We start from the raw sequence: 6,000 nt of genomic DNA, 5'->3' as shown, positions 1-6,000 counted from the left end.
ACCAGGTTTCTGCCTCGTTGGGGCGGCCGGTGTCCTCCAGCAGGAATCCGAGGCCGTGCATTGAGCCGCTGTTTCCGGCGTCGGCGGCTTTCTGGTACCAGGTTTCTGCCTCGTTGGGGCGGCCGGTGTTGGCCAGCAGGAGTCCGAGGTTGTTCATTGCGACGCTGTCTCCGGCGTCGGCGACCTTCCGGTACCAGGTTTCCGCCTCGTGGGTGCGGCCGGTGTCCTCCAGCAGGAATCCGAGGCCGTGCATGGCGTCGGTGTTTCCGGCGTCGGCGGCTTTCCGATACCAGGTTTCCGCTTCGTCGATGCGGTCAGCCTCTGTCAGCAACAGCGCGAGGCTGAACATGGCGTCGGAGTCTCCGGCTTCGGCGGCCCGTTGGTGGCGCTCCTCGTCGGTTTCCGGAGCTTCCGCAGCAGGGCCGTTGGTTGGCCCGGGTGCGAGGTGTGCCGAGCGCAGGCGTGCGCCGACCTCCTTGGCGGTGAGGGGACGGTCGGCGGGGTCTTTGGCAAGGAGGGAGGTGATGAGGGTGTCGATGCCGGGCGGGATGGCGGGCTGGTGGGTGCTGGGCGGTTCGGGAGTGGTGGACAGGTGCATGGCGATGACGGCGTACGCGGAGTCCGCGGTGAACGGGGGGCGCCCGGTGAGGAGCTCGTACAGGCTGGCACCCAGGGCGTACAGGTCGGCCGAGTGCGTCGGTGTCTGGCCTCTGAGCTGCTCGGGAGCCATGTAGAGAGGGCTGCCGAGCAGCGCTCCGGCCGTGGTCAGGCCGAGCGTGCCGTCCTGGATCTGGACGATTCCGAAGTCGCAGATCTTGATGGTGCCGTCGTCGAGGAGCATGAGGTTGGCCGGCTTGATGTCGCGGTGCACGATGTTCCGCGCGTGGGCGGCGGCCAGCCCGTCGCACACCTGGGCGCCGTACTCCAGCACCTTCTCCGGGGGAAGCCCGCCGGGGTGGTCCTCGTGCAGGACCGTCGCGAGATCACGCCCTTCCAGGAACTCCATGACGAGGAACGGGGAGACTTCCACCTGCCCGTCGGCGCCCGTCTCCTGGTGTTCGCCCAGGTCGTGGACGATGGCGATGTTGCGGTGGTTCAGCCGGGCGGCCGCCTCGCCTTCACGGCGGAAGCGGGCCAGGACCTGGGCGGCCAGGCGGTCGTCACGCAGATGTGAGGCGAGCACCATCTTGATCGCGACGGTGCGGCGCAGCCTCAGATCGGACGCCGCCCACACCTCGCCCATACCGCCGTGCCCCAACCGGCTGTCGAGGCGGTAGCGGCCCGCCAACTCCATCCCCCTGTACATGCAGGTCACCGTATGCGACCCGCCCGCGATGGGACAATTCACCAGCAGCCTGTGATGTGGAGCGGGATCGGCGCTGCTGGACATCGCGGCCGGCTGCGGCGGCACCGACGTGGAGTTCATCCCGGCCTCGTAGCCGGGATGACGGGGGTCTGCCGCGGGCGCGGACGGCGGACCCCGACGGGGATACGGCGGTTCCCGGTGTGCCGGTTGGAACGGGCTCTGAGCGGGCTACGGGCGAGGCCGGGACCGTGCGAAGCATCCGGTCTCCCAGCTCACCCCGGCGGTGTCTGTACCCTCACGCCGTCTCGCGGGTGAGCTTGTGCTTTAACCATCACGCTCGAACGTCGCCTCGAACATGATCACCCGGATGGGGATTCGCCGGACGTGAGGGCGGCCTCCGTCCGATCCTGTGCTCCGACCAAGGTGCACGTGATCTCGACGAAGGCCGTGAGGGTGAGTCTGCTGTCTGATGCTGTCCGCAGGGAGGCGTTCGCGGAGGCGTCACGCTTCCGGGGTGACTTCTACGCATGTCTGACCGGTCGCCGCGACGTGTTGTTCGAACTGGCCGACGCGTTGTTGTGCGCGGACGGGCCGGTGACGTCGCCGGTGGACCTGACGCTGGTGGCCGAGCACCGACGCGGGCACGGCGCGCTGTACGACGCGCTCAACCGTGGCCGTCTCGACGTGGTGCGGCTGCGGCGGGCGCTGGCCGCGCTGTCCCAGCCGAAGGCTGCCGATGACCGGCTGGTCCTGGCGGTGGACGTGAGCAACTGGTTGCGTCCGGACGCGGAGTGCAGCGCGGACCGGCTGTTCTGCCACACCTTCGGCCGGGGCAGGGACCAGCATCTGATGATCCCGGGCTGGCCGTACTCATTCGTCGCCGCTCTCGAATCGGGTCGCACGTCCTGGTGCCAGCTGCTGGACGCAGTGCGGTTCGGTCCCGAGGACGACGTCGCCGAGGTCACCGCGGTCCAGGTGCGCCGTGTGGTCGAGGACCTGGTCGCCGGCGGAAGCTGGCGGACCGGCGATCCGGACATCCTGGTGGTCTTCGACGCCGGCTACGACGCCCCGCGCATGGCCTATCTGCTCGACGGGCTGCCGGTCGAGGTCTTGGGGCGGATGCGTTCGGACCGCGTCATGCGCCGGCCGACGCCCACGCAGTTGGAGTACTCCCGGGCCTACCCTCAGGGCGGGCGGCCTCCCAAGCACGGCAAGGAGTTCCGCTTCGCGAAGCCCGAGACCTGGGGCGAGCCGCACATGGCGACCGTCCAGGTCACCGACCGCTACGGCACCGCGAAGGCGACGTCGTGGGACCGCCTCCACCCGAGGCTCACCACCCGATCCGCCTGGATCGACCACGACGGTGAACTCCCCATCATCGAGGGGACGTTGATTCGTCTTGAGGTGGACCGTCTTCCCGGCGGCGGTGACCCGCTGCCGCTGTGGTTGTGGTCCTCCGCCACCGGACTGACCGGTGCCGGCGTCGATCTGCGCTGGCAGGCGTTCCTGCGGCGCTTCGACCTGGAGCACACGTTCCGGATGATCAAGCAGACGCTCGGCTGGACCCGCCCGAAGCTCCGCACACCGAAAGCGGCGGACCGCTGGACGTGGCTGATCATCGTCGCGCACACCCAGCTCCGTCTCGCCCGGCCGCTCACCGAGGACCTCCGCCGACCCTGGGAACGACCGGTCGAACCGAACAGACTCACCCCGGCCCGGGTCCGCCGGGGGTTCAGGAACCTCCGCCCGGCCTTGCCCTGCCCGGCCCGTGCGCCGAAACCGTCGCGGCCGGGCCCCGGCAGACCGCTCGGGTCGAAGAACCAGCGACCGGCCACCCGCTACGACGTCGGCAAGACTGTCCGACGACCCGAAAGCATCGGCGAACGCGACCGGATCAGACCGTGAGGGACAAGATCAGACCACCCTCACGACATCCGACAAGGAGACGTCGATCCTGGTCGCGTCGCCGAAGATGTCCACCGTCAACTCGACACGGCCCCGGATATGGTCAACAGCTACGACAGGGCTCGTGAAGTCCGTGAACGGTCCCCCGGTAATCCGCACGTCGGTCCCGACCTGGATGTCCATCTGGTCCGTCACACCAGCCCCCTTCCAGGGGCATTGCATGTTCGAGATCGGTCCGGTTCGCCGGTCTTGTGATGTGATGTGATGTCATGTCTCGTTCTGGGGATGATTGTTCCCCGGAACGCAGTGCAGGCACGGTGCCGGTGATCATGTGGTTGTCGAGACCCATGAGAACCGAGCGAGACCGTGCCTGCCCGAACATCATCGCCCATGCCCGCCGGGCTGGGACACCTGACCCTCCAGAATCGCGCTGTCACCCGACAGGATGCCGCTGACCTGCGGCGCTTCCTGATCTGGGTGCCCGACCCACGCAGTCGGCGGGGGCGGCGGTATCCGATGCTCCCCCTGTTGTGCGCGGCAGCTTCGGCCGTGCTGGCCGGTGCCCGTTCCCTCATCGCGATCGGGGAGTGGATAACGGGCGCCCCGCAGTCGGCCCTGGAGGTCCTCGACTTCCCGGCCGAGCCGCTCACCGGTGTCCATCCCGTCCCTCACCCGGCGACCGTCCGGCGCCTGCTCCAGCGGCTGGACGGCGACGCTCTGGACGCTGCCATCGGAGCATTCCTACAGGCCAGAGGAGTACACCCGAGCGAGTCCGAGCGATCGGCGAAGCCGGTGCCGCGGGCGATCGCGGTCGACGGCAAGACGGTCCGCGGCTCGCGCACCGTCACGAGCACCGCGATCCAGTTGCTGGCCGCAATGGACCACCACGGCGTGGTCCTGGCCCAGCGGCAGGTCGCCTCCAGAAGCAACGAGATCCTCGCCTTCGCCCCGCTGCTGGACAGCATCGACCTGAGCGACACCGTGATCACCGGCGATGCCCTGCACACCCCGCACGCCCACGGCACGTACCTCCGCGAGCGCGGCGCCCACTACCTGGCCATTGTGAAAAAGAACCACCCCGGGCTGTATGCCCAGGTCAAAACGCTGCCCTGGGCGGACATCCCGCTGGACCACCGCACCCGCGACCGGGCCCACCACCGCGACGAGATCCGCCGACTCAAGACCGCCGCCTTCCACCACCTCGACTATCCCGGCACCCACCAGGCGATCCAGATCGTCCGATGGCGCCGTGACCGCTCGACCGGGAAGCTCACCATCGAACGGGTCTACCTGATCACTAGCCTGGACACCTACGACGCCACCGCCGTCCAGCTCGCCACCTGGATCAGGGGCCACTGGGGCATCGAGAACCTCCTCCACCACGTCCGAGACCGGGCCTTCCGCGAGGACGACTCCAAAGTCCGCACCGGCCACCTGCCCCGCACCATGGCCGGCCTGCGCAACCTCGCCATCGGCATCTTCCGCCAGAACGGCCACACCAACATCGCCGCTGCCCTCCGCCACACCGGCCGCGACCACACCCGACCCCTGCGAATCCTCGGCCTCACGTGATCAATCCGGACAGACCGCAACCATGCAATGCCCCTGAGATACATACGGCGTTCCCTCAGCGGCCATTCATGATCCCTAAGCTCACGCCTCGTGAAGAACATGAAGAAAACGATCGTGTTGCTCGCCTTGATAATGAGCTACTTCCCGCTGACCCCGACGGCGTTCGCGGCGGCCAAGTCGCCCGCGCAGGTAGCCGAGGACTGCGCCGACCCGAGGCCCACGCAGGCCGGGGACATCATCTACTGGGACCCCGAGTGCTACCTCACCTTCAAAAGCAGCAAGCAAGTATGGGGCGAGGCCACCATGCCCGACAAGCTCGGCAGTGGGAAGAGCCCCATCGCCTACGGCTGCACCAGTAGCGGCAGCGTGAGCGTCGCCGGAACCAAGAGCTCCTCCACCAGCTTCTCCTTCGGCCTCGACATCGGCGGGAAGAAGAAGTTCGGTGACTGGGAGGCCTCCGTCGGGCCCAAGCTCGGTTGGAGCTGGACCTGGAGCACCAGCGACACCCACACGCACACCGCCGCGGTCCCCCTGGGCAGCGTCGGCTGGATCGAGGTCAAGGAGCCGCTGATCGAGGCGGTCGTCGACATCGATGCCCGCTACGACGGCAACAAGAACGAGCTCGTCAAGAACGCGGTCGTCCGGGTGCCGGACACCAGCCGGTCCTTCGCCTGGTTGTATCAGAGCCGCAAGATGACCGACACGGAGCTGAGGGACATCTGCGGGCAGGACCCGCCGACCACCAAGACCTACGACATGTGGTCGGCCGGCGGCAAGGCTCCCTACAAGAACCTGCTGAGCGGCAAGTGCCTGGCCATCGGCCCCACCGTCCCCAACGGCGGGCTCGTGGTGCAGCGCACCTGCGACGGCAAGGCCGCGCAGAAGTGGAACGCCGTCAAGGCGAGCAACGGCTATTTCACCATCCGCAACAACAACGGCTACTGCCTCACAGTCCCCTACAACAACGGCACCCCGCCCGGCCAGAACACCCAGCTCATGTGGTGGGGCTGCGAGACCCGCTGGGACTCGGGCAACCAGCTCTGGTCGGTCAACCCGACCAAGATCAGCGGTACCTACACCTTCGCCAACCAGTGGACGGGGCTCTGTCTCGCGCCGCACTCCAATGAGATGACCAAGAACGGCGGCCGGGTGACCATCCGCAAGTGCGTGTAGCGGGATCGGTTGACCCCTCCTATGGAGTCCTCTGCGGAGTGGAG

5 protein-coding genes are annotated in these 6,000 nt (G+C 68.0%); 3 read left to right on the top strand and 2 right to left on the bottom strand.

Annotation, left to right across the window (positions count from 1 at the left end):
• Nucleotides 1–1,306 (bottom strand): serine/threonine-protein kinase (locus IE257_RS11155; RefSeq protein ID WP_189967274.1); only part of this gene is annotated, 1,306 nt, incomplete at its 3' end.
• A 453-nt stretch (nucleotides 1,307–1,759) separates the two neighbouring features.
• On the opposite strand from IE257_RS11155, the gene IE257_RS11150 reads away from it, so the two are divergent.
• Nucleotides 1,760–3,211, top strand: coding sequence for an NF041680 family putative transposase (locus tag IE257_RS11150; protein ID WP_189967272.1), 1,452 nt, complete (start codon nucleotides 1,760–1,762; stop codon nucleotides 3,209–3,211).
• Nucleotides 3,212–3,220: 9 nt separating this feature from the next.
• On the opposite strand, the gene IE257_RS11145 is transcribed toward IE257_RS11150, so the two are convergent.
• Complete coding sequence (locus IE257_RS11145; RefSeq protein ID WP_189967270.1) at nucleotides 3,221–3,406, bottom strand: KOW domain-containing RNA-binding protein; 186 nt, start codon at nucleotides 3,404–3,406, stop codon at nucleotides 3,221–3,223.
• A 195-nt stretch (nucleotides 3,407–3,601) separates the two neighbouring features.
• Between IE257_RS11145 and IE257_RS11140 the strand changes: the two genes are divergently transcribed.
• Complete coding sequence (locus tag IE257_RS11140) at nucleotides 3,602–4,783, top strand: ISAs1 family transposase (RefSeq protein ID WP_443728823.1); 1,182 nt, start codon at nucleotides 3,602–3,604, stop codon at nucleotides 4,781–4,783.
• Between the two features lie 99 nt (nucleotides 4,784–4,882).
• Entirely contained in the window at nucleotides 4,883–5,956 is a 1,074-nt protein-coding gene (locus IE257_RS11135; protein ID WP_229920276.1) for an RICIN domain-containing protein, read from the top strand.
• The last annotated feature ends 44 nt before the right edge of the window (nucleotides 5,957–6,000 follow it).

It is taken from the genome of Streptomyces avidinii (assembly GCF_014650695.1).
GTDB classification, from domain to species: Bacteria; Actinomycetota; Actinomycetes; order Streptomycetales; family Streptomycetaceae; genus Streptomyces; species Streptomyces avidinii.
This window is presented reverse-complemented; position numbering and strand designations above follow the sequence as displayed.

Excerpts from the sequence above, each read along its gene's own strand:
- IE257_RS11140 (WP_443728823.1), top strand. The coding sequence starts at position 3,602 with ATGCCCGCCGGGCTGGGACACCTGACCCTCCAGAATCGCGCTGTCACC.
- IE257_RS11135 (WP_229920276.1), top strand. The coding sequence starts at position 4,883 with ATGAAGAAAACGATCGTGTTGCTCGCCTTGATAATGAGCTACTTCCCG.